We start from the raw sequence: 25443 nt of genomic DNA on the forward strand, positions 1-25443 counted from the left end.
GTCTCCTCAGGTCCGTCCGGCGGGGTGGGGCAGGTCGGCGGGTGTGTCGGACGGCGGTGCGGCGAGGGCGTCGGCTATCGCCTGGACGTGCGGTGCGGTGACGAGTTCGTAGTGGGTGGCGTCGACGTGGTGGAGGCGGGAGGCCCGGGGCAGATGGGCGTCCCAGGCGCCGGGCGCGGTCGGTTCGGGGGCCAGGACGCCGTCGTCCACGGGGCGTTCGGCGAGCCACACGGTCGTGGGCGTCCGGTGGAGCCGAGGCAGCCGGTGTCCGGCCATGGACGCGAGGTTGGCGCGGCAGCAGCGCGCGAGGCGCTCGGCGTAGGCACGGCCCGGCCGGTTCAGCGGGTCTCCCGCGTTGCCGCCCAGTTCCCGGGCGAAGACGGCGTCGATCTGCCGCTGGTCGTAGGCGGCGAGCCGGCCTCCGGCGCCCGGCGGCGGCGGGTCGAGGAGGTGGAGGCCGGCGGCGGGGCGGCCGTCCGACTCGGCGAGGGCCGCCATCGACAGGGCGGTCCACGCCCCGAACGACCAGCCCGCGAGCCGCAGTCGGCGGTCGGAGCCGGGGAACTCGGCCCGGACGGCGTCGAGGTAGTGCGCGGCCCGGTCGGCGATGGACCGGACGGGCGCCCGGGGGTCGCGCAGTCCCGGGTCCGCGATCAGGCACACCGTCAGGTCGCCGGGCAGGGCGGCCACCAGCGGCCGGTAGGCCTGGATGTCGCCGCCGACGGGATGGACCAGGCAGAGCACGTCCGGGCCCGTGCCGCGCTGCCACACCTCGACGTCCACGGCGGCCGCCGCCGGGGTGCCGGTGCCGAGGTGGCCGAGGATCTCGGCGAGGCTCACCCGGTGGCTGAGGCGGGACAGGTCGAGGTCGGCGCCGAAGAGGCGTTTCACCTCGTCCAGCAGCTCCAGCAGGGTGAGCGAGTCGGCGCCCAGGTCGTAGAGCGCGGCGTGCGGGTCGACGGCGTCCACGCCGAGCAGGCCGAGCAGGGCCTCGGTGAGCTCCGCGGTGGGGTCGCCGTGCGCGGTCGTGGCCGGTGTCCCGGACAGGGAGAGCGACGCGGGGGCCGGCTCGTAGAAGTACGGGGCCTCGGCCAGCGGGGTGGTGTTGACCAGCAGGTGGGGCAGCTGCAGGTGCAGGGCCCGTTCGAACACGGCCGTGCCGTCCTCGGGGGTGAGGGCCACCGCCAGGTGGTCCCGGTGCCGGGCGTCCGCGGGGAGGGTGTGCTGCGCCATGCCGACCTCGCGCCAGGCGTCCCAGCCGATGCTCATGCGCACGGTGGCGTCCTCGCCGCCGGGGGGCGCGTAGTGGGCGAAGGCGTCCAGGCAGGCGTTGGCGGCCGCGTAGTCGAACTGTCCGACTCCGCCGTACCGGGCCGCCATCGACGAGCAGTACGCGGCGTAGTCGGGATCGTGCTCGGCGATGAGCTTCTCGACGAGCAGCGCTCCGCGGAGCTTCGCGGCGGTGGAGCGCCGGGCGGTGGCCGGATCGCGGCGGGCGAGGAGGCCGCCCGCGGCGGTGCCCGCGGCGTGCACGATCCCGGCGAGGCCGTCGAGGTGCGGGGCGAGCCGGTCCACGAGCGTGTCCAGGTCGTCGGTGGCCAGGTCGGCCCGGACCAGGGTGACGCGGTCCGGGTGCGCCCGCAGCACGGCGGGCGGGTCGCCGCCGCGGGCGACCAGCACCACGCGGTTGCCGGGGTGCTCCAGAAGCGCCGCGGCCAGGGTGCTTCCGATGCCGCCGGTCCCGCCGAGCACCAGGTGGGTTCCGGGGGCGGCCGACCGGACGGCGGAGGGGGGTGCCGCGGCGCCGGGGACGGGCTGGACCGCCCTGCGCCACCAGAAGCCGTCGCGCAGGGCGGTCGCCGGCTCGGCCTGGGTGTCGTCGAGGAGCAGGTCGGGCAGGTGTGCCGCCCAGTCCGCCGGGCGGGCGCCGGGCAGATCGACCCAGCGCAGGGACACGTCCAGTTCCTGCCGGGGCACGTCGAGAGCGGCGCCCAGCAGCCCGGCTCCGGGGACGCGGACGGCGCCGGTCACCGGCTGCGCCTGGTGGGAGAGCAACCAGGCGCGCGACCGGTGCGCGGCCGGAACGTCGGCCAGCGCGCGGGCGAGGGCCACGACGGTGTCGAGGCACGCCCACCGGGCCGTGTCCCCCGCCCGCTCGTCGAGCACGTCGTGCAGCGCGAGCGGCAGCGCGTGGAGCCAGTCGACACCGGCTCCGCCGTCCTGGGTCACGCGGTCCAGCAGGGACGCCAGTTGTCCGGCGTCGGTGGGGTCCGCCTCGTAGCGGTCCTCGCCGAGTCGGGTGAAGGTCTCGCCGGCCCGGACGGTCGTCACACGGGCGTAGTGCCTCTCCAGGAATCGCCAGGTCTCGGCGTCCGTGTGCCCCGCCGTGACCACCACGGCGGTGCGCCGGGGTGCGTGGGCTTCGGTGCGGGCGCGCCGCAGACGCGTCCACTGGGGCTGGTGCAGCCACTGGTCGGCGGGCAGCCGACGCGGTCGGGCCGTCGGTTCGGGCGTCGCGACGGGCGCGCGCGGGAAGTCGTGGTCGGTGGTGTCGAAGGCGGGCGGGGGGAAGTCCCACGGGGCCGGGGCAGGGCCCGCGGGCCAGTCGAGGAGGTACCCGGCCGTCCACGCCCGGGCGAGCGTGTGCGGGTCGCGGTCCTCGGTGGAGAGACGGCTCCCCGTGGGCGGCGCGGTGATCTCCGCCGGTGCGTCGAGCCAGGTGACGGCGGCGTCGACGTCCGGGCAGACCGCCGCGGCCCGGTGGCCGAGCGCGGGGCGTCCGGCCTGGAGGTGGCGCAGTACGCGTGGGTAGGCGTCGGGGTGGGCGCGCAGATAGGCGGCGACACGCTGCCCGTCGGCACGCACCGCGGCGGCGGAGGCCCCGGACAGCACCAGGCACGGCGCCGGCTCGGGGGCGGGCCCGGGCGGCGGTGACTCCCCGTGCTCCAGCAGCAGGTGGGCGTTGGTGCCGCCGATGCCGAAGCTGCTCACGGCCGCGACGCGCGGGGCGCCCTCGGGCCAGGGTTCGGCGGCCACCGGTACGCGGAAGGGCCCGTCCTCGATCTCGGGGTTGAGCCGGTCGAAGTCGGCGGTGGGCGGGATGACCCCGTGGTGGACGGCCAGGACCGCCCGCACCAGGCCGACGACACCGGCCGCGGCGCCCAGGTGACCGATCTGGCTCTTCACCGAGGACAGTGCCACGCGCGCGTCGGCCGCCAGGTCGTACGCCTGGCGCAGCGCCGCGGCTTCCACCGGGTCTCCCAGCCGGGTGCCGGTGCCGTGGGCCTCGACGTAGCCGAGGTCGGCGCCCCCACGTCCGCTGCGGCGCAGGGCCGCGCGGATCGCGGCGCGTTGCCCGGTCAGGGCGGGGGCGCTGTACCCGAGCTTGTCCGAGCCGTCGTTGTTGACGCCCGAGCCCGTGATGACGGCGTACACGGTGTCCCCGTCCCGGCGGGCGGCGGCCAGCGGCTTGAGGACGACGACCGCGGCGCCGCTGCCTCCGACGGTGCCCTCGGCGTCCGCGCTGAACGGCCGGCAGTGCCCGTCCGGGGAGAAGATGTGCTGGGGCCGGTAGGTGTAGCCGTCGGTCATCTCGGTGTCGATGAGGACGCCGCCGACGAGCATGACGTCCGCGTCGCCCTGCCGCAGCATCCCGGCCGCGACATGGACGCCGACCAGGGAGCTGGAGCACGCGGACTGCACGGTGAGGGCGGGTCCGGTCAGTCCGAGGTGGTAGGCGGCCTTGGTGGCGAGGAAGTCCTTCTCGTGGTGCAGGGCCAGCCGGAAGCCGTCCGGCAGCGCGTCCGGGTCGCCGTCGCGCAGGATCCGCTGGAAGTAGGTGTTCTCGCCGCAGGAGGCCACGAGCCCGACCCGCCGGGTGGCCGGGTCGCCGAGACCCGCGTGGGCGAGCGCCTCGACGCAGTTCATCAGCAGGTGGCGCTGCTGGGGGTCCATCAGCCGCGCCTCCTGGGGGCTGATGGTGAAGCGGCCGGGGTCGAAGGCGAGGAGGCCCGCCGGCTGGCTGCGGGCGCCGACCCGGCCGGCGGTGGCGGCGAATTCCTCGATGCCGCGTCGGCCGGAGGTGGTCAGGTCCCAGAAGGCGGCGAGGTCGGGGGCGCCGGGCAGCCGTACCGCCATGCCGATGACGGCGATGGGCTCGTCGGGCCGCTGCCCGTCCGGCTGCTGCGCGGGCCGGTGGGTCTCGGCGCGGCCGTCGACGAAGCGGGCCAGGGCGCGCGGGGTGACGTGCTCGAACAGGTCCGGCACGCCGAACGGCAGATCGCCCTCGCCCGCGCATCGCAGGTGGAAGCGCATGAGGTCCAGGCTGGTCGCCCCCGCGTCGAAGAACCGCTGGTCCGCGGCCACGGCCTTGCCGGTCACGGCCTCGAAGAGGCCGGTCAGCCGCGCTTCGAGGGGAGTGAGGGAGGCGGTGGCCGCGTCGGCGGACGGGCGCAGTTCGTCGCCCGGTGCGGTGAGGGCCGCCCGGCGGTCCAGCTTGCCGCTGGGGGTGCGCGGCAGCTCCGTCAGGCGGCGGAAGCGGGCGACGCGCACATAGGCGGGCAGCCGGGCGGCGAGATGGCCGGCGAGGTGCGTGGGGTCGGGATCCTCGCCCCGGCACTGGAGGGCGGCCGCCAGCCTGCCGTCGTGCACCACGGCGACGGCGTGGGTCACACCGGGGTACGACAGCAGTGCGGCCTCGACCTGTCCCAGCTCCAGCCGGAATCCGCCCAGTTTGACCTGGTCGTCGTCACGGCCCGCGTAGTGCAGCAGGCCCTGCCGGTCGAAGCGGGCCCGGTCCCCGGTGCAGTAGAGGACGCCGAGGGCCGGATCGTCGACGAACCGGTCGTGGTGCGTGACGGCGGCCTCGCCCAGATAGCAGCGGCCGGCCATCGGGCCGCCGATCAGCAGCTCCCCGGTGACGCCCGGCGGGACGGGCAGGCCGCTCTCGTCGACCACGCGCAGCACGGCGTGGGACACCGGTCGCCCGATCGCGGGACGCGTCGGCCAGGCGGCGGGGTCTCCGTCGAGGCACAGGGCGCTGACGACGTGGGTCTCGGTGGGACCGTAGTGGTTGAACAGGCGCGCGTCGGGCAGGCCGGCGAACCAGCGGCGGATGGCGTCCGTGCACACCAACTGCTCCCCCGCCGTGACGACTTCACGCAGCCGCGAGGGGAACCGCCCCGTGCGCACGCCGTGTTCGGCGAGCAGGTGCAGGGCCACGTACGGCAGGAAGATCCGCTCCGCTCCCCCGGCCTCCAGCTGCTCCAGCAGAGCCGGGGCGTCCTGCCGCCAGGCGGGTCGCACCAGGCGCAGCAGGCCGCCGGAGCACAAGGTGGTGAGGATCTCCTGGAAGGAGACGTCGAAGGACAGCATGGAGAACTGCTGGGTGACGGCGGGCCGGCCGAGTCCGCCTGCGGTCCGCTGCCAGGTCAGCAGGTCGCACAGCGTCCGGTCCGGGACCTGGACGCCCTTGGGCGTGCCGGTGGAACCGGAGGTGAACAGGGTGTAGAGGGGCCGCTGTCCGCGGTGGCGGTGGGGCACCGGGGCGGCCTGCGGGCTGTCCGTCAGGATGACCGGGTGCCGGGGCAGGGACGGCGGCGCGAGGGTGTCGAGGGCGTCCAGGTCCTCGGGGGCCACCAGGACGCACAGCGGGTCCGCCTGGTCCAGCACATGACGCAGCAGGGGTGGCGGGTAGGCGGGGTCGAGGGGGACGACGGTCAGGTTGAGGCGGGCCGCGGCCAGGAGCGCCACGACATGTTCGACGGACGGCTGGAGGTACAGCGCGACCGCCGCCGGGGCCGCCGGATCGGACGGCACCCGGGCGCGCAGAGCGGACGCCAACTGGTTTGCTTGGGAGTTCAGTTCGGCGTAGGTGAGAGTCGTGCCGCCGGTGCTGACGGCCGGGGCGGCGGGGGTGCGTGCCACCTGCCGGGCGAAGCCGTCGGCGACGGTGGTGAAGTCGGCTTCCGGTGTGGTGCCCCGGCCGGTGTCGGGCAGGGCCCGTCGGTAGGGGGCGACCAGATCGTGCAGGGTGACGTCGTCGCCCGTGGTCAGGTGGTCGAGCGCCTGGGCGAAGAGCCGGGCCGCGGCTTCGGCGCGGTCGGCGCCGATGTCGTCGCGGTACTCCCACAGGCAGTCGAAGCCGGACTCGTGCTCGATGACCGACAGCGTGATCGCGCACTTGGGCCCCAGCGGGCGGGGCCACACGGGACGGGTCCGGCAGCCGTCCAGGCTCAGTGCCGAGAACTCGGTGTTCTCCAGCACGAACAGGTAGTCGAACAAGGGGGTGCGCTCGCGGAAGGCGTCGTCGGCGAGGACGTCGGCGAGAGCGACCTCCTGCTCCGCCAGCACGGTACGCACGGTGTCGGCGTGCTCGGTGAGGTGCGCGGTCAGGGTCTCGTGCGGGCGTGCGCCGAGGTCGAGGAGCACCGTGTTGGCGAACATGCCGACGGCGTCGGCGAATTCGGGGCGGGGCCGGTTCGCCACAGGGGCGGCGATGAGCGGCCGGCTCTGTCCGCTGACGCCGTACACGCTCGCGGTGAACGCGGACACCAGGAGGTGGAACCTGGTGAGGCCGAGTTCCGCGACGCGCCGGTCCAGCGCGGTGCGGCGGTCCATGCCGAGGGAGGTGCGCAGCAGCCTCACCCCCGGCCGGCCGGGCCCCTCGGGCGCGGGCAGGGCGGGTGACGGCTCGCCTTCGGCGTAGTGGGCGAGCAGGCGGGTGCGGCGGCGCTCGTAGGCGGGGCTGGTGTGCCAGGTCCGCTGCCAGCGTGCGAAGTCCAGGGGGGTGGTCGCGGGGACGGGGTGGGGGTCCGTCGCGGCGTAGGCGTCGCCGAGGTCGCGGAAGAGGAGGTTCAGGGACCAGCCGTCCACGGCGATGTGGTGCAGGTGGAGCAGGAGGAGGCCGCCGTCCGGCCGCTGCACCCAGGCCGCCCGCAGCATCCGGGGATCGGTGAGGCGGAAGCGGTGGGCGAAGAAGCGGTCGGCGGTGTCCTGCCATCCCTCCGACGCGCCGGTCTCCAGCCGCTGCCAGGGGTCGTAGGGGGCCTCGGTCCGCTGGAGGAGTCCGAGCGGGGTGGGCTCCAGCCGGGTGCGCAGCGCCGGATGCCGCTCGACCAGGGTGCGGACCGCGCGGTGCAGGGCGTCCGGGTCGACGGCGCCCTCGACGTGGAAGACGAGCGGTACGTCGTAGGAGCGGTCCTCGGGGTCGCGCTCGTGCAGGAGCCAGAGGCGTTCCTGCTCACCGGTGGCCGGTGCGGTCGGCTCGTCGGAGGCGGGCGGCACGGGCGGGTGGGCGTCCGTGGCCGCGTCCGGCGCGTGGACGGCGGCGGCGATGGCGGCGAAGTCGGCCCGCAGCACGAGGTCCTGGGGCAGGTCGACGGCGTGGCGGCGCAGGATCTCGAACCGGAACCGCAGCGCTTTGAGGGAGTCCCCGCCGCTCGGTGTCCAGCGGTCGTCGGGACGCAGGCCGGTGAGGCCGAGGATCTCCTCGGCGATCCGGAGGACGGGCCGTTGCTCGGCGCTGACGTGCGCCTCGCGGGTGCGGGCCGGGCGCCACGGTGACCCCGCGTCGCGCAGCAGGGTGGCCTGATCGACCTTGCCGTTGGCGGTGAGGGGGAGTTCCCTGACGAGATGGGTGCGGTGGGGGCGCATGTACGGCGGCAGGGTGGCGGTGAGGTGGCGCTCGTAGGCGTCGAAGGAGAGGTCGTCGCCCAGGATGAGGAAGGCCAGCAGTTCGCTGCGGTCCGCCGCGTCGCGCCGGGTGCACACATGGGCCTGACGGACGGCCGGGTGGGCCAGCAACTGCCGTTCGACCTCGCCCGGTTCGATACGGAATCCGCGCACCTTGACCTGCCGGTCGGCCCGGCCGACATAGGTCACGATCCCCGCGGCGTCCCGGCGGACGAGGTCCCCGGTGCGATACCAGCGACGCGGTCTTCCCTCCCCGTCCGGCAGTTCGACGAAGCTCTGCGCGGTCTGGGCGGGCAGGTCGCGGTAGCCGCGGGCCAACGCCGTTCCCGAAAGCAGGAGTTCCGCCACCTCGCCGGCCTCGGCGGTGCGGTCGTCCTCGGTGCGCAGGAGTGTGCCGGTGCCGGGGAGCGCGGTGCCGATGGGGATCGCGTCACCGTCGAAGTCCCGTGGGATGGGGTGGCACAGGGCGAACGTGGTCGCCTCCGTCGGCCCGTACACGTTGTGCAGGACGGTCCGGGCGCCGGGGTTGGCGGCGTACCAGCGGCGTATCAGCGGGGCGTTGAGCTGCTCGCCTCCGACGAGGACCTGGGCGGCGCCCGCGAAGCAGTCGGGCACCTTCTCGACGACCGCGTTGAACAGGGCGACCGTGATGAACAGCGTGTCGATGCGCAGGGTGCGGAGCTCACGGGCGAGTCGGTGCGGGCTGTGCACGTGCGTGTCGTCGAGGATGACGCAGGCGCCTCCGGTCAGCAGGGGCGCCCATACCTCGAAACTGAGCGCGTCGAAGGCGGGGTTGGAGAGGCAGGCGTACCGCGCGCCGGGTCGCAGGTCGAGGTAGCCGGGGCGGCCCAGCCGCAGCACCCCCGCGTCGGTGACCTCGACGCCTTTGGGGCGGCCGGTACTGCCCGAGGTGTAGAAGACGAAGCCGGTGTCACGGTCGTGGGCGTCGTCGGCCGGTCCGACGGCGGGGGCCGGGTCCTCGGGTCCGGTCCCCGGGGTCGGGTGGGCCGGTTCGTCCGGGGCGAGGAGCAGCTCGGCGGACAGGTCGTCCGGCGCGTGCGCGTCGTCGCGGACGACGGCGACCGCACCGGAATCCGCGAGGATGCGCCGCTGCCGGTCGGGCGGGCTGAGCCGGTCCAGCGGGACGACGGTGGCTCCGGCACGGCGGATGCCGAGCAGGACGCAGACGAGCTGCCAGGAGCGGGGCAGGGCGACCGCGACGGCGTCCGCGGGCCGCACTCCGTGGCTGCGGAGCCGGTCGGCCACCCGGCCGCTGAGCAGGTCGAGTTCCGCGTAGTCGAGACGGCGCTCGCCGTCCTCGACGGCCGGGGCGGCGGGCGTGCGGCGGGCCTGGGCGAGCACGGCCGCGGCGAGCGGGCTGAGGGGGGCCGGCCACTCCATCACGCCTCCCGTGTCGAGGCCGTGACCGCGCGGGCGGCGGCCGGTGGGAGAGATGAGAGCCGTGGGGCCGATGGGGGCGTCGAGCCCGCTGGGGCCTGATGGTGAGCGAGTTCGGCGGCGAGCAGGGCGCCGACGCGGGCGGCCGCGCCGCCTTCCAGGATCTCCCAGTGGTCGCACTCCATCGTCTCGACCCGGAACTCGCCCTCCGCGCGGCGCCGCCAGAATGCGCGGACCTCGGCGTGGAAGGGGGTGTCGGTCCCGCCGGCCACGGCCTGGGCGAGGACGAGGCGGGTCGGGGAGACGGCGGGCACGTGGTCGCGGGCGGTGAGCCGGTTGTGGTTGTAGATACGGAAGTAGCGGTCCACCTGGGCGTCGTCGATGCCGGGGTACATCCCGTTGAACCTCACGAGCTTGTCGCGGAACTCGGCCGCGTCGACGACGGTGATCTCCGCGCGGGCGGAGTCGTCGTCGGTGGCCTGGGTGTCGAGAAGGACGACGCTCACGTCATGGCGTCCGGCCCGGTTCAGGGCACGGCCCATCTCGTGGGCGACGAGACCGCCGTAGGAGAGGCCGGTGAGGACGAGCGGGCCCTCGCCGAGGGGTTCGAGGAGACGGAGGTACGCCTCCGCCATCGCCTCCACGGTGGGCAGGACGTCCTCACCGGGGTTCACGCCCGGTGACTGGATGCCGTAGAGCCCGACGTGCTCCGGGAGGAAGGCGGCCAGGGGCAGATAGCAGAAGGCGGTGCCGCCGGCGGGGTGGACGCAGACCACGCGGGGACCCGTGCCGCGGCGGAACTCGATGAGGCTGCCGGGCGCGCGGTGTGTCCCCTCCTCCCGCAGCAGTGCTCCGAGGGCCTCGATGGTGGGCCGCAGCATGACTTCGGCGACCGGCAGTTGGCGGCCGAAGGTCTCCGTGACCTCGTGCGCCATCTTGATGGCCGACAGAGAGGTGCCGCCGATGCCGAAGAAGTCGTCCCGCACCCCGATGTCCGGGTGGAGCAGGATGCGCTGCCAGATGCGGTACAGGGCGTGTTCCACGTGGTCCCGGGGGCTGGCGGTGTTGACCTGGGTGGAGGTCCGCTCGTGCACGAGCCGCAGCAGCTCCGCCCGGTCGACCTTGCCGCTGCGGTTGAGCGGCAGGGTGTCGAGGGCGAGGACGACGGCGGGGATCATGTAGTCGGGCAGTCGGCGCGCGAGGGCGGTGCGCCAGTCGCCGACGGCTCGGTCCGGCTCCGCTCCCCCGCCCACCCCGGCGACGAGCCGGGGTTGCCCGGCCGTGTCGCGGTCGACGAGGACGACGGCCTCGCGGACGCCGGGCAGGGCCATGAGCGCCGCCTCGACCTCGGCGGGTTCGATCCGGAAACCGCGCAGCTTCACCTGGTCGTCGGCGCGCCCCACGTAGTGGGCCTGGCCGTCCCGCCCCCACCTGGCCAGATCGCCGGTGCGGTAGACGCGTTCGCCGGGCACGAACGGGTCCGGCAGGAAGCGCTCCCTCGTGAGGTCGGGGCGGTTGAGGTATCCCCGGGCCAGGGACGCCCCGCCCAGGTACACCTCGCCCACCACCCCGGGTGGGACGGGCTGCAGGCGGCCGTCGAGTATGTAGCAGCGGGTGCCGGGCAGCGGACGGCCGATGGGGCAGGGCCGCTCCAGCGGGCGCGGGTCGTAGTAGGCGGTGCTGTACAGGGTCGCCTCGGTGGGGCCGTAGCCGAAGCAGATCCGCAGGCCGGGCAGTTCCCGCGTCATGCGGTGCAGGGCGGCCTCGGTCAGGGACTCGACGCCGGTCAGGAGGGTGCGCAGCGGCAGGTCGCGCAGCCGGCCGGCGGGGTCCTCGTCGATCCACTTGACGTAGGCGGGCGGCAGGAACGCCTGGGTCACCCGGTGTTCGCGCATCCACGTCAGCAGGGCGTCCGGGTCGCCCCGCAGCTTCTCCGGGACGATGTGCAGCACACCGCCGGTGGTCAGCGGCAGCAGCAGTTCGTGGATCGAGGCGTCGAAGCCGATGCTGGACCAGGCCGAACCGGCGTCGCCGGGGGCGGTGCTCATCCGGTCGTGCCAGGTCGCGAAGAGGTTGAGGACGCTGCGGTGCTCGACGGCGACGCCCTTGGGCCGGCCCGTGGACCCGGACGTGAAGATCACGTACGCGGTGCGCCCCGGAGCGCGGCCGGGGTCGGCCGGCGGGTGCTCCCCGGTCGCTCCCTCCGCTTCCACCGCGTGCAGGTCGAGCCAGCTCCCGGGACGCTCTGCCGTGTCGTGGTCGCTCAGGACGACCGGGCAGGCGGCGTCCGCGACCATGCCGAGGAGGCGTTCCCGCGGCTGTCCGGGGTCGAGGGGGAGGTAGGCGGCGCCCGCCTTGAGAATGCCCAGGATGCCGACGGCCAGATCGACGCTCCGGCGCGCGTGCAGCCCCACGACGTCGCCCGGAGCCACCAGGCGGGCGACGAGGCCGTGCGCGAGCCGGTTGGCTCGGCGGTCGAGCGTGGCGTAGTCGAGACGGCGCTCCTCGTCGACGACCGCGTCCTGTGCGGGGTGCCGACGGGCCCAGGACTCGACGAGCGAGGTGATCGAGTCGGGGGCGGGCCGGGCGGTAGGGGCCGGGTCGGCCGAAGCAGTCGGAACGGCTGGAGCGGTCCGGGTGGCGTCGCCTTCCTGGATCACGCGGAGGCGCTCGTGCGGCGTCATCAGCTCCAGGGCACGGATGTCGCGGTCGGGGTGCCGGACCAGGTCGGTGAGGAGGTGGCGCAGGTGGCCTGCCCAGCGCTGGGCGGTGGCCCGGTCGACGAGGGCGGTCGCGTAGTCCAGGTGTCCGGTGAGCCGGCCGTCCGACTCGGTCACCGACAGGGCGAGATCGAATTTGGCCGGCGCGTGGTCGATCGCGAGCGGCCGGGCCTCGATCGAGGGCAGCCGCAGCAGGTCGTGCCGGTCCGGCACCCAGGCCACCATCGTCTGGAACAGGGGGGTGCGGGAGGCGCTGCGGGGAGGGTTCACCGCCTCGACGATGCGCTCGAAGGGCAGGTCCTGATGGGCGAGACCCTCGCGGACGACGGCGCGGGCGCGGGCCAGCGCCTGGGCGCCGGTCGGCCCGCCGGACAGGTCGATGCGCAACGGGAGCGAGTTGACGAGGAACCCGATGAGCCCCGCGGCACCCGGGCCTCGCCGACCCGCGACCGGGCTGCCGACAACGATGTCTTCCTGTCCGGAGAGTCGCGACAGCAGAATGGCCCAGCCGGTCAGGACGGTCACGAACAAGGTGGCGCCGTGCTCCCGCGCGAGGCTTCTGAGCGCGGCCGTGACGTCGGGGTCGAGGTCGAATTCCACCCGTGCGCCGTCGTAGTCCTGCTCAGCCGGGCGCGGGCCTTCGGCGGGCAGTTCCAGTACCGGGGGCGCGTCACGCAACACCCTTTTCCAGTAGTCCTCCTGGACGGCGAGCTCGCCGCCGAGGACGGCATCGCGCTGGGCTTGCGCGTGATCGGCGTACTGCCACGGGAGTTCGGGCAGCGGGTCGCCCGCACCGGTGGTCAACGCCTCGTAGAGCGCCGCCAGTTCCCTCATCATCACGTTCATCGACGCGCCGTCGTACACAGTGTGATGGAACGTCAGCAGCAGGACGTGGCGTTCGGCCGCCAGGGCCAGCAGGCGGCCGCGTCCGAGAGGTCCGGCCTCGAGGTCGAACGCCTGGCGTGCTTCGTCGCGCTGGCGGGAGGCCACCTGTGCGTCGGGGTCGGCGTCGGCGGAAAGATCCTCGAAGGCCAGGGCGAAACCCGCACCCCGCGGGTCGATGTGCTGGTTCACCACGCCCGCCTCGGCCACCAGCCTTGTTCGCAAGGTCTCATGGCGCGCGGTGAGTGCGTCCAGGGCGTCGGACAGGGCCTGTCGGTCGAGCGGGCCGGCGAGCGTGAAGGCGATGGTCTCGTTGTACGCGGCGTTCACACCACGTAACTGGGCCAGGAACCAGACGCGTTGCTGGGCGAAGGACGCGGGCCTGATCGTGGGGGCGGACCGGGGCGGGAGAGGGGGGTGCTGCACCGGCAAGACCTGGCCTTCCTGTCGGGGTGGGACCGGGGAGGAACTGGGGCGCAGTGAAATCGGCATCGTTCGAAGATGCCTTTATCGAAGTAATTCCCGAGGGGGTGGAAGGGGAATTCTCCGGGGAAAGTCGCATTGAATTCGGGTCACATCGTGCGCGGCAGTCAGGCAGAGTCCTACAGCGACTCCGTGACACAGCTGTGATCATCAATCACAAGCGGAGGACATGTCAACACTTGACTTCCAGCTGCCACTTCACATAGAAGCGATCCTCACGCCGCCCCAAAAGGGGCGACTGCGCGCATAAAGAGAATTGTTTAGCGGCACGGCCGGACCCAATTGAATGTTTAGAACTCCCGGAGCGCATTCGGAGATCAGTGCTCGGGCCACTGATGCCCGCTCGGCGTACTCGGCGCCCCCTGCGGACCGCCCGCCCGGAGTAGCGCCCGGAGGTGAGCCGGACGCGATTCCGCGAGGCGGGCGTCATGGCCGGGTGGCCCGCCCGGCGCCCGGGTCAGGACGGCAGGGACCGGCCGTCGGCCCCGGGTGCCCCGGCGCGCAGCCCGTCCATGACGAGGTCGAGGAGCCGGGCCGCGCGCGGGCGCCAGTCGTCCGCGGGCGTCAGCTGCCACAGGCCGCCGATGGCGAGCATCAGATCGTCGGGGGTCATGCCCGGCCGGATGGCGCCCGCCGCGTCGTTGGCGCGCAGGAGGAGTTCGGCCGCGTCGGCGACGGGGGTGTGGGCCGGCTTCTCGGGGCCGCCCGGCGTGCTGGTGGCGAGGCGGATCGCGTCGGCCAGACCGGCCTTGGTCATGGCGAACTCGGCCAGCCGGTCCATCCAGGCACGCAGGGCCCGGTCCGGCGGCAGCTCGTCGAGCAGCTGGGCCGCGCTGTCGGCGACCTGGTGCATCTCGTGGCGGTAGATCTCCAGGACGAGGGCCTCGCGGCTGGGGAAGTTGCGGTAGAAGGTGGCCTGTCCGACGCCCGCCTTCCTGGCGATCGCGCTCAGCGGCGCGTCGGGGCACAGCGTCAGCTCGGTCAGAGCGACCTGGAGGATGCGCTCGCGGTTGCGTTGTGCGTCCGAGCGCAGGGGCGCGTCCTTCTCGTGCTGCACTCGACTCTCCTCGGGGTGCGCGGCCGAACCCCACCCTTGCTAAGCGGACAACTGTCCGTTACGTTTGCCGGTAGCGGACGATTGTCCGGTTGGGTTCACCATAGCCCCGGCCGAGCCCACGCGGGAGTCCGCGAACAGCGTCGACGCCGTCCCGCGCGCCCACCCCCGCCCTCACGAACGACGTATCCCCGGCCGTCGCAGGCACCGGCGGCCGCCGCCCACAGGTTCCGGAAGCGCGAAAGAAGCTCTCATGGCCTTACCCACGTCCAGCGTCATCACCCTGCACATCAACGGCGAGCGGCACACGCTGCCCGTCGACCACCGCACCACCCTGCTCGACGCGCTCCGCGAACGACTCGACCTCACGGGCGCCAAGAAGGGCTGCGACCAGGGACAGTGCGGAGCCTGCACCGTCCTGGTCGACGGCCGCAGGACCGTGGCCTGCCTCCAGTTCGCGGTCGCGGCCGAGGGGCGTGAGATCACCACCATCGAGGGCGTGGCCGACGGCGACCGGCTGCACCCGGTGCAGCAGGCCTTCCTCGATCTCGACGGCTACCAGTGCGGCTACTGCACGCCGGGCCAGATCTGTTCGGCGATCGGCGTGCTCGCGGAGCACGCCGCCGGCTGGCCGAGCGCCGCCACGGCGGACGTACGGCCCGCGGCCGGACCGCCGACCCTGACGCCGGACGAGATCCGTGAACGCATGAGCGGCAACCTGTGCCGCTGCGCCGCCTACCCCTCGATCGTCGAGGCCGTCACCAGGGCTGCGGAGTCCCGGCCGGCGGCGCGCACGGACGCCGGACCGGAGCCGAAGGAGCCTGCGGCATGAGGGAGTTCGACTACCGAAGGGCCTCCGACGTCCCGGGCGCCGTCGCGCTGCTCGGCGCCGACCCGGAGGCGCGCTACCTCGCCGGCGGCACCAACCTCGTCGACCTGATGAAGACCGGCGTCGAACGCCCGGGACGGCTCGTCGACGTACGGGGCCTGCCGCTGGACCACATCGAGCCGACCCCGGCCGGCGGCGTACGGATCGGCGCCACCGTCACCAACAGCGACCTCGCGGCCCATCCCCTGATCCGCACCCGCTACCCCGCGCTGGCGCAGGCGGTGCTCGCCGGCGCCTCCGGTCAGCTGCGCAACATGGCGACCGTCGGCGGCAACCTGCTCCAGCGCACCCGCTGCGCCTACTTCGCCGACACCACCGGCCCCTGCAACAAGCGGGCGCCCGGCAGCGGTTGCCCCGCCGTCAGGGGCGAGAACCGCAACCACGCCGTCCTCGGCGCTTCCGCGCGGTGTGTGGCCGTGCATCCGTCGGACATGGCCGTCGCGCTGGCCGCGTTCGACGGCATGGTGCACTACGAGACCGCCGAAGGGCCGGGCGAACTGCCCCTCGGCTGGTTCTACCTCCCGGTCGCCGACACCCCGCACCGCGAGACGGCCCTGCCGGCGGGCGCGCTGATCACCGGCGTCACGCTGCCGCCGGCTCCCGTCGCCGCCCGTTCCCGCTACCGGAAGGTGCGCGAGCGCGCGTCCTACGCGTTCGCCGTCGGCTCGGTCGCCGCCGCGCTCGACGTCCGCGACGGCGTCGTGCGCGAGGTGCGCCTGGCCTACGGCGCGGTGGCCTCCCGGCCCTGGCGGGCCCGCGCCGCCGAGCGGACCCTCACCGGGGCGCCCGCGGACGCCGAGTCGTTCGCGGCCGCCGCGGACGCCGAACTGGCGGCGGCCCGGCCCCTGTCGGACAACGGATTCAAGGTGACCCTGATGCGCAACCTGACCGTGGCCGTGCTCGGCGAACTCGCCGAGGAGGCCGCGCGATGACGACGACCGACGCGCCCCTGGCCCCCGTCCGCGCCGTCGGCACCGGTCACGTCCGCGTGGAGGGGCGGGACAAGGTCACCGGTGCGGCCCGGTACGCGGGCGAGGTGCCCTTCGCCGAACTCGCCCACGGCTGGCTGGTGTTGTCCACCGTGGCGCGCGGCCGGATCCGGGACGTCGAGGCGGACGCCGTCCTCGGCATGCCGGGCGTCCTCGCCGTGCTGGACCATCGCAACGCCCCGCGCCTCACGACGGACTACGTGGGCCTGCTGGGCACGGTCCCCGACCCGACCTGCGCGGTCTTCCAGAGCGACCGGGTACCCCACCTGGGCTGGCCGGTGGCGCTGGTGGTCGCCGAGACCTCCGAGGAGGCGCGTGAGGCCGCCGAGGCCCTGGTCGTCCACTACGAACAGGCCCCGCACGACGTCGGGTTCACCGGGGACCACCCCGACGCCCACCCGTCCGACGGCCACATGCCCGCCCTGACGGAGAAGGGCGACCTGGAGGCCGGGCTCGCCGCGTCCGCCGTCGTCGTGGACGCCGTGTACACCACTCCGGAAGAACACCATCACCCCATGGAGCCGCACGCGGCCACCGCCCGCTGGGAGGCCGACCGGCTCGAACTGGTGGACTCCAACCAGGGCGCCACCTGGGTCGTCGGGGAACTCGCGAACCTCTTCTCGCTCGATCCCGCGTCGGTGCGGGTGCGGTCGGAGCACGTCGGCGGCGGCTTCGGCAGCAAGGGCGTGCGCGCCCACCAGGTCGCCGCCGTGATGGCGTCCAGGACACTCGGACGTCCGGTGCGGGTCGTACTGACCCGCCGTCAGATGTTCACGCTGGCCGGCCACCGCAGCCCCACGATCCAGCGGGTCAGGCTCGGGGCGGACCCCGACGGACGTCTGCGCGCCCTGGACCACCGCTCGCTGAGCCGCACCTCCACCGTGCACGAGTTCGTCGAGCCGAGCGCGGGCGTGGCCCGGGTGATGTACGACGCGGACGCCCACCGCACGGAGAACCAGGTCGTGCCCCTCGACGTCCCGAGCCCCACCTGGATGCGTGCCCCGGGCGAGGCTCCCGGGTCCTTCGCGCTGGAGGCCGCGCTCGACGAGCTCGCCCACGCGTGCGGCGTCGACCCGATCGAGCTCCGGCTGCGCAACGAACCGGACCGGGGCCCGGTCTCCGGCCTCCCCTTCGCCGGCCGCAATCTGCGCGCCTGCTTCGAGGAGGGCGCCCGGCGCTTCGGCTGGGACCGGCGCGACCCGCGGCCCGGCGTGCGACGCGAGGGGCGCTGGCTGCTCGGCACCGGCACCGCGGCCGCGTCCTTCGGCGCGGGCGCCGCCCCGTCCACGGCCGCGATCACCGCCGAGGCCGACGGCCGCTTCACCGTGCGGATCGCCGCGGCGGACATCGGCACCGGCGCGCGGACCGCTCTCACCCTGGTCGCCGCCGACGCCCTGGACGTCCCGCCGGAACGCGTCCACGTCCGCCTCGGCGACAGCGCCTTCGGACCCGCGATGATCGCGGGCGGTTCGATGGGCACACGCTCCTGGTCCTGGGCCGTCATGGCCGCCGCGGGCGAACTGCGCGACCGGCTCGTGCCGGGCGTGGCGATCCCCGCCGAGGGCATCACCGTGCGCTCCGACACGACCGCGGCGATCGCCGCCCTCGCGCGGAAGGAACGGCACTCCTTCGGCGCGCAGTTCGCGGAGGTCGCCGTCGACACCGCCTCGGGCGAGGTGCGGGTACGGCGCATGCTCGGCGTGTTCGCCGCGGGGCGCATCGTCAACCCCCTGACGGCGCGCGGTCAGTTCACCGGCGGCATGATCTGGGGCATCTCCATGGCCCTGCACGAGGAAGCCGCGCGCGACGCGGCCTCCGGCGGGCCCGTCGGAGCGGATCTCGCGGGCTACCACGTGGCGACGCACGCCGACGTCCCGCGCGTCGAGGCGCACTGGGTGGCGGACGACGACCCCGACGACCCGGTCGGCATCAAGGGCATCGGCGAGATCGGCATCGTCGGCGCGGCGGCCGCCGTCGCCAACGCCGTGTGGCACGCGACCGGCGTACGTCACCGCAGCCTGCCCATCCGCCCCGACCGGGTCCTGGCGGGCGGCATCGATGCTTGACCTCGCGCCGCAGCTCGGCGACTGGCTCGCCGAGGGCCGGAAGGCCGCCGTCGCCACCGTCGTGTCCGTCGGCGGCAGCGCGCCGCGCGGTCCGGGCGCCGCCCTCGCCGTCGACGGGGAGGGGACCGTCATCGGGTCGGTGTCCGGCGGCTGCGTGGAGGCGTCGGTGTACGACCTGTGCGCCCGTGCGCTGGAGACCGGCGACAGCGTGCTCGAACGCTTCGGCTACAGCGACGAGGACGCCTTCGCCGTGGGGCTCACGTGCGGCGGGGTCCTCGACGTCCTGGTCACCCCGGTCACGGCGGACGGTCCGGTCGGCGCGCTGCTGCGCTCGGCCCTGGACGGCTCGGCGCGGGGCGAGCCCGTCGCCCTCGTCCGGGTCGTCCGCGGTCCCGACGCGCTTCTCGGCGCCGCGTTGCTCGTGCACGCCGACGGCTCCCGCGAGGGCGGACTCGGCGGGCACGAGGAGCTCGACCGGACCGCCGCGGAACAGGCCCTGGCCGCGCTCGACGCGGGTCGTACCGGCACGGTCGAGCTGTCGCAGGACGGATCGCACTGCCCCGGCGGCCTCACCCTCCTCGTCGAGACGAGCGTGCCGCCGCCCCGGATGATCGTGTTCGGTGCCGTCGACTTCGCGGCGGCCCTGGTCCGGGCCGGCAAGTTCCTCGGCTATCACGTCACCGTGTGCGACGCCCGGCCGGTCTTCACCACCCCGGAGCGTTTCCCGGAGGCCGACGAGGTCGTCGTGGACTGGCCGCACCGCTATCTGCGGGGCACCCGGACGGACGGGCGCACCGTGGTGTGCGTGCTCACCCACGACGCCAAGTTCGACGTCCCGCTGCTGGAGGTCGCGCTGCGGTTGCCGGTGTCGTTCGTCGGCGCGATGGGTTCCCACCGCACCCACGCCGACCGGGACCGACGGCTGCGCGACATCGGTCTGCAGGAACACGAGTTGGCGCGGCTGAGGTCGCCGATCGGCCTGGACCTCGGGGGCCGCACACCTGAGGAGACCGCCCTGTCGATCACGGCGGAGATCGTCGCCGCGCGGCGGGGCGGGACGGGCCTGCCGTTGACCGGTTCGGGCAGGCCGATCCATCACCGTGACTCCGCCTGAGGCCCGACGGCCCGGCCGCGCGAGGCCAGGACCGAGGGACCACCGGAACGAAGGCTGTGCTGCGGGGCCGGGGCGGGAGGCCCCGAAAGGCCCCGGGAGGCATCGCCGGTCAGAGGCGAGTCGGCGCGTAGTAGGTGCTGATCCAGGCGTCACCGGAGGAGTTGACCGCGACCATGGTGGCGTGGTCGTTGACGACGCCGAAATAGTAGGTGCGGGTGGCGCCGGTCTGCGCCAGGGCGCTGGTGACCGTCGCCGTCGAGGTGGCGGTGACCTTGTCGCGGGCTTCCTGGAGGTACGTGGCGATCAGGCCGTGGACGCCGGCCTGATCGCCGGGGATCTGCGGCGAGGTGCGCAGGACGTGCTTGAGGGCGTGGCCCGCCAGGGCGTCGGGCGTACGGAAGTTCAGCCGCGCCGCGGCGGCGTGGACCGACACGGCGAACCCCGGCTGGTGGGTCTGCCAGTCGGTGACCGTGCCCAGCCGTACCGGTCCCGCCGACGCGGCCGCGGGTGAGCCCACCGCCAGGGCGTACATCGCGTCCACCCGTCCCGGGTACGTGTGCGCGTCGTAGGCCCCGCCGAAGCTGTTCACGGCGGCCAGGAAGAACGCGTGCAGCTGGGTGAAGTCGTGGACCGTGGCCGCCTGTCGGCGGTCGGCGAACGCGGTCCCGGCCGCGGCGATCACCGGGTTCGCGGCGCCCGGCTGCGACCTCGCCGTCTCGTGGTAGCGCAGGAGCGTGATCTGCTCGTCCAGAGCGGTGAAGCGGTGATCCGCGAGTCCGAGCGCGGTGCGCGCCTCCGGCACGCCCGTCAGGTGACGGTCCAAGGTCACCCGCCACCTCCCGAGCGCACCGGCGAGAGTCCGGTCGGTCGCGGTCAGCAGGTCGGGCAGCCCGCCCGCGGCCCGGACCTCGTCCAGGAACGCCGGGTGCGCGCGGAAGGACTCGCCGTTCGCCCCCGCCACCGTCCAGACGGGGTCGGTCTGCGTGAAGGTGGCCTTCTGGGCGGTGAGTGCCTGCTTGAGTTCGTCCCACGGCATGTGCATGTCCCCCTCGGTGACCTCCGCCCGCCTCTGCTGCCGCCGGGACTCTCCCCTGCCCGGACGGCGACGAACGGCCGCCAATCGGCGCGCCCTTCACCTTTTCGTGGCAAATCCGGCGTGCCAACCGTGCGGCAGGGGCGTGCGGGAGCAGAAGGGGCGCGCGACCAGGAGGCGCGCCGAGATCGCCGGACCTCTGCAGCACCCCTGCGCGTTCGGCGCACCGTGCGGCTCACGCCCCCCTCTCACCACGCATCCCGACGGGCGCAACCTTTGAGTTGCACGTTGAGCATTGATGTGCAACCGTGGGGTTGCGTACGATGGAGACGACGACGAAGGAGCCCCTCATGAGCGAGGACCGGATCGAACGCGAAACCCTGATCGCGGCGCCCTTGGAGCGCGTCTGGTCGCTGGTGGCGCAGCCCGGCTTCTGGGTGGCCGACAAGGCGAGCCTGCCCGGCACCGTGGCCAGGGAGGGCGAGTCGATGGTGGCGAAGAACGCCGAGCACGGCGACTTCCCGGTGCGCGTGGAGAAGGTCGAGCCGCCGACGTACCTGGCGTACCGCTGGACCAGCGCGTTCCCCGGGGAGGAACTGCGTGAGGACAACAGCACCCTCGTGGAGTTCACGCTGACGCAGGAGGGCGACCGGACGCGACTGCGTGTCGTCGAGAGCGGCTTCGCGGCGCTGGCCGGCTCCCAGGAGCTGCGCAGCCAGAACCACAAGGATCACAGCGCGGGCTGGCCCCTGGAGCTCGACGCGCTCAAGGCCCGCGCCGAACGGTCCGCCACGTGACGGAAGAGCGTCCCCGAGCCGCCGAGGTCGTCGACAGCGTCCTCGGCGCGCTGGCCGACCCTACGCGACGCCGACTGCTCGACCTGCTGGCCGCGCACGGCGAGGCCACCGCCACCACGCTCGCCGGACAGCTGCCCGTCTCGCGGCAGGCCGTGGTCAAGCACCTCGCCGTCCTGGACGCCGCCGGGCTGGTCTCCGGCGACCGGGTCGGCCGCGAGGTCCGCTACGCGGTGCGGCCGTCGGCGTTGGACACGACGGCGCGGTGGATGGCCTCGCTCGCGGCCGACTGGGACCGGCGCCTGGCGACCATCAAACGCGTCGCCGAGGCGGCGGAACGGGACACCGGTCCAGCACGCCCCGACTGACGGTACGCGCGCTGCGCCTACGCCCCCGGCGGAAGCCGGGGGCTTCTCCCTGCGCTGGTTCGCCTTCGCGACGGACGAGCGGAAGCATGCGAACCCGCCCGTCGGCCGCTTCGACGACGCCGGGATCCGTCACGCAACGCACCAAGCGCATCCACCCTGGCCTGCCACGGCGAAAGGAAGGGTGAGAGGCCCGCTCGGCACCGACCCGCGCGGTTCGGCAACGATGGCCTCACCCCTTCCGGGAGGCGTCATGCACCATCCGACCGACCCGACGAACGGTTGCCGCTGCGTACGCAAGCGCCAAGTGCTTCGACGCACCCTTTCCGTCCGGGTGCTCCTGAGCGCGGACGAGGCCGTCCAGCTCGCGGTGTGCTTCGTCCACGATCCCTCCGATCCGCTCGCCGTCCGCATGGACTTCCCCGGCTCACCCGAGCAGGTCGCGCCCTGGATGTTCTCGCGGGACCTGCTGTACGCCGGGCTGCGCGCGCCGTCCGGCGAGGGTGACGTGCGGGTCTGGCCGCCCTGCCGCTGCCACGGCCTGGACTCCGTCCGGATCCTGCTGCGGAGCAGTTACGCCGCGGCGGTCCTCTTCGTACCGGCCGACGAGCTTCGCGACTGGCTGGAGGAGACCTTCGCCTCGGTCCCGGCCGGCGAGGAATACGCCCATCTGAGCTGGGAGGGCCCGCTGGAGCGGCTGCTGTATCCCAGGTGATGGGGCGGGCGGCGCGTCGGCCACGACCGACACCTCGGCGCGGAGCCCCCGGCACCCCCAGGCAGGAACACCGTGCATCCGCGGGCCGTCCGACCACGGAACGAGGAGGTGCCACGGCCGGACGACGGGCACCGGCCGAGCGGGAGAGAAGAGGCAACCGTGGTCGAAGTCGAGCGCGTCCTGACCCTCACGCAGCCGTTGGGCGAGGTCGTGCGGTACCTCGCGGACTTCGCGCACGCCGAGATGTGGGATCCCGGCACCGTCACCTGTGAGCGGCTGGGCGCAGGCGCGGTGTCCGTGGGGGCCGAGTGGCACAACGTGTCGGAGTTCCGGGGGCGGCGCACGGAGCTGCGGTACCGGCTCGTCCGGTGGGACCCGGACCGCCTCACCTTCGTGGGGCGGAACAAGACGGCCACCTCCACGGACGACATGCGCTTCGAGGAACACGCGGGAGGCACGCGGCTGACCTATCGGGCGCAGGTCGACTTCCACGGCTTGGCCCGGCTGGCCGGTCCCCTGCTGCAGCGCGAGTTCGAGCGGCTCGGCGACCAGGTGTCGGAGCGGCTGCCCCGGGCGGTCGACCACGCGCTGGGCACTCCGCCCGCTCAGGGCGAGCGGCCGGGCTGACCGTCACCGGCACCCGCCCCGGTGAGCGGGCTACCGGTGAGCGGGCTACCGGTGAGCGGGCTGGGGCCACTGCCATCACGCGCCGCCACTCACGCGGGCGGGGCGGCACCGCCGAGCCTTGCGCGAGTGGCTCCCGGTGCGGCCTTTCCCGGCGGAACGCGCCTCAGATGAGTTCGGGCTGAGGTTCCGGCTGCCGCGCGGGCGTGGCCCTCGGTTCCCACAGCGCCGTGATCCGTACGTAGCCGTAGACCACGGAGGTCATCGCCAGCACGAGAAGCGGCCCGGCCACCCACGGATGCTCGGCCATCTCCACCGGCAGGAAGCGATACGCCAACAGGAGCGCGGTGAACACCGTCGCACCGTAGGCGGCCAGCTGCATTCCCGATCGGTCCCAGCCGCGGTCGAAGGCGCGCAGCGCCACTTCGATGGTGCAGACGAACACCACTCCGGCGATGAGATCCACTCCGTAGTGATAGCCGAATCCGAGTGTTGCGGCGAGCGTGGCGATCAGCCAGAAGGTCCCTGCGTAGCGCAGGACCCGCGGCCCCTTCCGGGAATGGATGAAGATCGCGGTCGCCCATGCCGTGTGCAGGCTGGGCATGCAGTTGCGCGGGGTGAATTCGTCGAACGGCATGGGGTGCGGAACGGCGATCGGCGACGGCGTGACCGGCCACAGGTCGCCCACCGCCCATGGCTCACTGGGCGGCATGTGCGGGGCCCACAGGCTGACCGACGCCCAGTGCTCGGCGCCGGAGCCGTAGGCGAAGACCGGTCCGACCACCGGGAAGATCATGTAGATGGCCGGCCCGAGAAGACCGATCACCAGGAAGGTGCGGACCAGATGGTGCGCCGGGAATCGACGCTCGACCGCCACGTTCCGCAGCTGGTACAGCGCGATGACCACCGCGGCCACCGCGAGCTGGCCGTACACGACGTCGAGGAAATTGAAGCCGATCGAGCCGGTGGCGGTGACGATCCGCCCCGCCAGCCACGACGGGGCGCCCAGCGCGTGATCGGCGGTAGCCACGTACTGGTCGAGCACCATGGGGCGGGTCTTCGAGGTGATGACCAGCCAGATGTCGCCGGTCTTCCGGCCGGCCACCAGCAGCAGGCCCAGCCCGACGCCCTTCAGCAGCAAGGTGCGCTCCTTGCCCGTGCGGCGCGTCACGGCGATGACCGCACAGCCCAGCAGCACCCACAACGCGCCGTTGCCGAACGGATGGCCTTCGGTCACCTTCACGTCGGCCACGCGGCGGACCAGGAAGAAGACGACGTCGATACCGACGGCGGCACCGATCGCGATGAACCGTTGCCGCCAGGTGAGCACCACCATCATCAACGCCAGGCTGGCGTACAACAAGGAGCCCGATTTGGGAGGGAATATCAGCTCCCCCACCTGGTTGCCCATCGGCCCCGGCAGACCGTAGCGATGCGCCGCGCTTTCCAGCGCTACGAGAAAACCCAGGGCGATCACACCGGCCGTGGCCCACAGTATCGCCCGGGGATGACGCCCCACGGAATTCGCGGTTCCGCCTTTTATTCGCGAAAGCGCCCGCAATGCTACGTTTATCAATTGCTTAACCAATTTGCTCGATTTTGACGGACCACGTTACTTATCGCGCCGGATGGCGCTTTTTCCTGGCGAGGGACGGGCATGGGGGGCGTTCGTCGCGAGTTCGAACATGTTAACGGAGTAGGGCGAGTGGGTTACGTCGATATGTGCAAGGGCGAAGCCGAGGGTTCACGCCGCCAGACGGCCACGCGTCGAGCACGCGCTTACCGTCCCGGAACCCGGCCCGTGCACCCGCCACCGCTACCGTCCGGCGCCGGCCGAGAGGCGCGGCGCAACCGCTGCCGAATGCAAAGGCCAGTCACAGACCACGAGCGGGACGGCCATCGCCGAGTGCCGTGATCCACGCCCGGATCGGCCTCGACCGCAGGACGTGCGACGACGCACCGGGGCGCCATCACACACCGGCCAGGAACGAGGGGCGCGGCCATTCATGCGGCTCACGGCGGCGCGGACCGCGAGGGCGTCGACCGACGAGCCCCCTGGCCTCCCCCGTCGACGCGTTCCCGTCGTGCGCACGTGAGCACCGTCGACCGGCCGTACAGGCAGTCCCTACACCCCGGTCGCGGACGAGCGGGCGGATCCGGCCGCGGTGACACGGTTCCGGGCCGACGGCACGGCGCGGCTCACGGCGGTCACTTCCGTTCCAGCGCGGCCAGCCGCAGTTCGAGCTGGTCGACGCGGTGCCGGAGCAGGGTGACCTGCGCTTCCAGGCTGACTTCCCGCTCCGCCCTGCGCTGGATGCGCGGTGAGGCGGCGGCGCGCTCGATCACCGCGTCCAGCTGGACCAGGCGCTGCGGTCCGTTCGGGCCGTCCACCAGCCGGGACCGGATCTCGCCGTTGCGGTACCAGGACCGCAGCGCCGAGCGGGAGACGCCGGTCTCCGCCTCCGCCTTGGCCAGCGTGACCCACGGCGTCTCGTCCAGGCGCTCGAACAGCTCCAGCTCGTTCTGCCAGCGCGCGAGCCGGTCCTCCCAGTCCGACGGTGTCTCCATCACACCCTCCCTTCAGCACGGTGACCCTATCAATAGCAGTGTATTGACAGGGTTGGG

General features: G+C 73.6%; 14 protein-coding genes. 8 read left to right on the forward strand and 6 right to left on the reverse strand.

Annotated features, from left to right (window positions below; translation table 11 throughout):
- Positions 1-6: 6 nt before the first annotated feature.
- From J2X68_RS25205 to J2X68_RS25215, 3 genes are all read right to left on the reverse strand, one after another.
- On the reverse strand, positions 7-9093 hold the full coding sequence (locus J2X68_RS25205; protein WP_310434851.1) for a non-ribosomal peptide synthetase: 9087 nt from the start codon (positions 9091-9093) through the stop codon (positions 7-9).
- Positions 9093-13184: an amino acid adenylation domain-containing protein gene (locus J2X68_RS25210; RefSeq protein ID WP_399040775.1), complete on the reverse strand. Its 4092-nt coding sequence runs from the start codon at positions 13182-13184 to the stop codon at positions 9093-9095. Before J2X68_RS25210 ends, J2X68_RS25205 begins: the two co-directional genes overlap by 1 nt.
- Before the next feature lie 448 nt (positions 13185-13632).
- Positions 13633-14232 carry a TetR/AcrR family transcriptional regulator gene (locus J2X68_RS25215; RefSeq protein WP_310434853.1) on the reverse strand — a complete coding sequence of 200 codons (600 nt, stop codon included), beginning with the start codon at positions 14230-14232 and terminating at the stop codon, positions 13633-13635.
- A 250-nt stretch (positions 14233-14482) separates the two neighbouring features.
- On the opposite strand from J2X68_RS25215, the gene J2X68_RS25220 reads away from it, so the two are divergent.
- From J2X68_RS25220 to J2X68_RS25235, 4 genes are read left to right on the forward strand one after another with little or no spacing between them, the layout of a single operon-like run.
- The gene (locus J2X68_RS25220; protein ID WP_310434854.1) at positions 14483-15061 is read left to right on the forward strand and encodes a 2Fe-2S iron-sulfur cluster-binding protein; all 579 of its coding nucleotides are present in this window, start codon (positions 14483-14485) and stop codon (positions 15059-15061) included.
- Complete coding sequence (locus tag J2X68_RS25225) at positions 15058-16050, forward strand: xanthine dehydrogenase family protein subunit M (protein ID WP_310434855.1); 993 nt, start codon at positions 15058-15060, stop codon at positions 16048-16050. Before J2X68_RS25220 ends, J2X68_RS25225 begins: the two co-directional genes overlap by 4 nt.
- Positions 16047-18173: a xanthine dehydrogenase family protein molybdopterin-binding subunit gene (locus tag J2X68_RS25230; RefSeq protein ID WP_310434856.1), complete on the forward strand. Its 2127-nt coding sequence runs from the start codon at positions 16047-16049 to the stop codon at positions 18171-18173. Before J2X68_RS25225 ends, J2X68_RS25230 begins: the two co-directional genes overlap by 4 nt.
- Positions 18166-19287: an XdhC family protein gene (locus J2X68_RS25235; protein WP_310434857.1), complete on the forward strand. Its 1122-nt coding sequence runs from the start codon at positions 18166-18168 to the stop codon at positions 19285-19287. The genes J2X68_RS25230 and J2X68_RS25235 overlap by 8 nt, the downstream gene beginning before the upstream one ends.
- A gap of 109 nt (positions 19288-19396) precedes the next feature.
- On the opposite strand, the gene J2X68_RS25240 is transcribed toward J2X68_RS25235, so the two are convergent.
- Positions 19397-20329 (reverse strand): hypothetical protein, encoded by a 933-nt coding sequence (locus J2X68_RS25240; protein ID WP_310434858.1) that lies wholly within the window; start codon positions 20327-20329, stop codon positions 19397-19399.
- A 341-nt stretch (positions 20330-20670) separates the two neighbouring features.
- On the opposite strand from J2X68_RS25240, the gene J2X68_RS25245 reads away from it, so the two are divergent.
- From J2X68_RS25245 to J2X68_RS25260, 4 genes are all read left to right on the forward strand, one after another.
- A complete protein-coding gene (locus J2X68_RS25245) occupies positions 20671-21117 on the forward strand; it encodes an SRPBCC domain-containing protein (protein WP_310434859.1) in 447 nt (148 codons plus the stop codon).
- Positions 21114-21482, forward strand: coding sequence for a metalloregulator ArsR/SmtB family transcription factor (locus J2X68_RS25250; RefSeq protein WP_310434860.1), 369 nt, complete (start codon positions 21114-21116; stop codon positions 21480-21482). Before J2X68_RS25245 ends, J2X68_RS25250 begins: the two co-directional genes overlap by 4 nt.
- A gap of 250 nt (positions 21483-21732) precedes the next feature.
- Entirely contained in the window at positions 21733-22194 is a 462-nt protein-coding gene (locus tag J2X68_RS25255; RefSeq protein WP_310434861.1) for an SsgA family sporulation/cell division regulator, read from the forward strand.
- A 159-nt stretch (positions 22195-22353) separates the two neighbouring features.
- Complete coding sequence (locus J2X68_RS25260) at positions 22354-22821, forward strand: SRPBCC family protein (protein WP_310434862.1); 468 nt, start codon at positions 22354-22356, stop codon at positions 22819-22821.
- Between the two features lie 163 nt (positions 22822-22984).
- Here the strand turns inward: J2X68_RS25260 and J2X68_RS25265 are convergent, their stop codons facing one another.
- Together J2X68_RS25265 and J2X68_RS25270 are read right to left on the reverse strand one after the other, a co-directional pair.
- Entirely contained in the window at positions 22985-24337 is a 1353-nt protein-coding gene (locus tag J2X68_RS25265) for a phosphatase PAP2 family protein (protein ID WP_310434863.1), read from the reverse strand.
- Between the two features lie 689 nt (positions 24338-25026).
- Entirely contained in the window at positions 25027-25386 is a 360-nt protein-coding gene (locus tag J2X68_RS25270) for an excisionase (RefSeq protein WP_310434864.1), read from the reverse strand.
- Positions 25387-25443: the final 57 nt, after the last annotated feature.

It is taken from the genome of Streptomyces sp. 3330, from assembly GCF_031456635.1.
Taxonomy (GTDB): Bacteria; Actinomycetota; Actinomycetes; order Streptomycetales; family Streptomycetaceae; genus Streptomyces.